2 protein-coding genes, 1 tRNA gene and 1 pseudogene are annotated in these 3063 nt (G+C 56.6%); 1 reads left to right on the top strand and 3 read right to left on the bottom strand.

Features of this window, described 5'->3' with window-relative positions; translation table 11 throughout:
* On the bottom strand, positions 1-1738 hold a 1738-nt coding region (locus ARC20_RS01465; RefSeq protein WP_152983940.1), incomplete at its 3' end, for a DUF4011 domain-containing protein.
* Between the two features lie 118 nt (positions 1739-1856).
* Here ARC20_RS01465 and ARC20_RS17820 point away from each other — a divergent pair.
* The gene (locus ARC20_RS17820; protein WP_081417977.1) at positions 1857-2606 is read left to right on the top strand and encodes an abortive infection family protein; all 750 of its coding nucleotides are present in this window, start codon (positions 1857-1859) and stop codon (positions 2604-2606) included.
* A 155-nt stretch (positions 2607-2761) separates the two neighbouring features.
* Here the strand turns inward: ARC20_RS17820 and ARC20_RS01460 are convergent.
* Positions 2762-2851: transfer RNA gene (locus tag ARC20_RS01460), tRNA-Ser, on the bottom strand.
* A 105-nt stretch (positions 2852-2956) separates the two neighbouring features.
* Positions 2957-3063: pseudogene (locus ARC20_RS18860) on the bottom strand (LysR family transcriptional regulator); the annotation flags it as partial.

Genomic DNA, 3063 nt, shown 5'->3' with positions numbered 1-3063 from the left:
GACCGATATCGTCAAAGCGCGCCGGAGGAGCAAGATCCAGCGCTTGGTGAAGCGCGGCGCTCGACGCCTCCCAGTCTGCCATTCTCCCTGAAAGTGCAGCGACCAAGGTTAGTAGGCGATCGCGCTCATTCGGCAACAAACCGTCGTTCTGAACGCCACTCCACGCGTGTTGGCTTGGAACGCCAATCTCTACAATGCGCTCCATCAACTCGCGAAGGAGTGACTCACGCTCATCCTTCTGATGAGGCGCCCAAGAGGTCGGGGCTTCCAAGTCCAAATTTTGAGTCGTATAACCTTGGCGGCGTAGCCTCACCATCTGTCCAAACACCTGATAAGGCGTCAACTCCGAGGGCTGGTGCGCCTCATGCAGGCGTGCCACATGAGCGTTAAGTGCGTCGCGCCTCTCCGTCAGCTGCTCAATGATGGGCGCAGCGCTGCTTCGCTTCGGCTCGCCTAAGCTCAGCGTTTGCCGAAGTTCTTCCAGTAATGAGCGCTTGTTGGCCTTGTTGCTGTGAAGCTCCAAACACGCCACACCTACGCCAACATGGTCCAAACGGCGTTTGACAACTTCAAGTGCGGCCATCTTCTCGGCCACGAACAGCACACGCTTACCCTCAGCCACAGCGGCTGAGATGATGTTCGCGATGGTCTGAGACTTTCCCGTCCCAGGCGGCCCTTGCACCAAGATGTTCTTGCCTTGGAGAACATCGTGCACTACTAAGGCTTGCGACGAGTCGCAGTCAACGACATGACGCATCTTTTCGGGCGGGATAATGCGATCCAGATTGCTTTCTTCATCCGTGAGGCTCGCACCTGGGAAGCCGTCCTGGACAACGCCGCGAAGCGTCGGGATGGCCTCCATCCCGCCAAGCGTCTCCCAGCCTTGGGGGTCTAAGTCTCGATACATCATGAACTTGGCGAAGGAGAAAAGCCCCAGAATCGCATCATCGTGAAGCACGCCCCAGGTTTCTTTCCCTTCCAGCATCCCTTCAACCGACGCCAAATAGGCATCGATATCGAGCGTCTCGAACTCCTCTATGCTCGGCAAGCGAAGTCCAAACTCGCGCTGCAAGAACAACTGCAACGACAAGTTCGCCTGGATATCGTCGCCGGTCCATTTGAGGTGGAACTTCTCGCCCGCCGTGCTGCGTTCCAATTGCACAGGGATCAGCACCAACGGCGCGAAGCGATCGGTTTGCGGGGTAGAAGTGGCGCGCCAGCGCAGATAGCCAACCGCCAAGTAAAGGACATTGACGCCTTGCTCCTCTTGAAGCGTGCGGGCATCGCTATACAGATCCAAGAGGCGCTTCTGGAGGCCTGTGGGAGTTAGACGAGTAGTCAGATGCGCATCCCAGTGCGCCTTAACTCGTCCGTTCTCATCCAACTCGAAATCAGGCTGTGAAATCAGCTCAGGATCTTCTGGAGACTCATCCAGCAAAACCACTTCTTCATCATCATCAAGATCAGGCAGTGAGCCGCCTTGCTTCGAGTCTTCTTTGCCCGCTACGAAGGTGAAACGCTTACCGTCAATGACCAAGGTCTGATACATAGCCTTGGCCAGCTCATGCACAACTTCGATGGTCTTTGCGCGCCCGCCTCTGGGCGTGTGAAGAAGTCGATTGCGAGTGGACAGATCCAAAAGCTCCAAGCGGGCCTTCTCGATCTTGTATTTGAGGCCACCTGTTCCCCGGAGCGAAGAAGACTCTTCACGTGTTTTTGCGAGCTCAGTCTGATCCATTGACTTTCCCCTATAGCGGGGCGTGGCCGAGCGTCGAACGCCCCCTGCGCCACCCCAAAGCGTTTGCTTATAATGCCCCCAAATTCATGCGTGTTCCACCGGATCAGTGGGGGGCCCTGTGGGCGAGTTGCGAAGCAGTGAAATCCACTGGTTGGTCCACCAGTATATCGGCGTGGAGGGCGGTTACCTGGGCGACTTCTCGTACCGCACCCACCGAGAGTTTTACTCAGCGTTCTGTGACTTGGACTTGGATCCGGATACCTTCACGGGCAACACCACCCGCGAACGATTTGTCACCATTTTGCGTAGCGTCGAGAGCCATCACCAAGCCGCCATCCTTCGAGGCATAGCCAGGAAGTACCCACCTGGCGGGGAGCACTTTCGGACGCCACAGGCTTATCGAAAGCTCTTAGAGCTTGCCAAACGATGCGCCGACGGGCTTTCTGTGCAAGCTAGCAGCCCATTCATCACCAGCGATGTCTTGAGGCGAGCACTTGCTGATGCCAATACGCTGATCCAAAGCGCTGGCCCAACCCACGCCGTTGACCGCATACACACCGCACTCCATGCGTACCTCAAAGCCGTATGTCAGGCGCAAGGCCTCGAACCACCACAAAGTGACACGATTACCAATCTTTTTAAACTTCTCCGGACAGCACACCCAAACCTGCGAGAGCTGGGAAGCCAATCTGAAACGATGACGAATGTTTTGAGATCGTTGAGTAACGTCATCGACTGCCTCAATCCGGCTCGCAATCATGGAAGCTTGGCTCACGCCAACGAGGCTCTGTTGGACAAAGATGAAGCCATGCTTGCGATCAACGCTGCCCGGACTGTGTTTCAATATTTAGACGCGAAATTTAGCTAAATCCAAATTTCTCCGCGAGAATAAGAGCGCGCCAGCCCGCTCATACGGATTAGGTACCGGCGCTTCTACTGAGCGACAGCTTCCGCTTCACATCGAAAAAATTTAAGTTCCAGCATACGAACCCCTGTAAAAAAAACAAAACTTATAAGGGAAAGTGGCGGAGAGAGTGGGATTCGAACCCACGGAAGGTTTGACCCTTCGCCGGTTTTCAAGACCGGTGCCTTAAACCGCTCGGCCATCTCTCCGTGTACTGCTGCCTGCGCCTTGCACGCAGGCTTTCGGGATGTGTCGTCGCCGGCACCGCGGGGTTCGCGGGCAGGCGCGCATTCTCGCATGGGCGCCGCTTGCGGTCAGCCCACCTCGGCGACCAGCGCCGGGGTCTGCACCCGCTTGATCTTCTCGGCGAGCTTGCCGCAGTCGCCGCCGCAATCCAGGCGCGAGCGCTCGATCTCGCGCG

The sequence above is a fragment of the Stenotrophomonas panacihumi genome (genome assembly GCF_001431645.1).
GTDB classification, from domain to species: Bacteria; Pseudomonadota; Gammaproteobacteria; order Xanthomonadales; family Xanthomonadaceae; genus Stenotrophomonas_A; species Stenotrophomonas_A panacihumi.
This window is presented reverse-complemented; position numbering and strand designations above follow the sequence as displayed.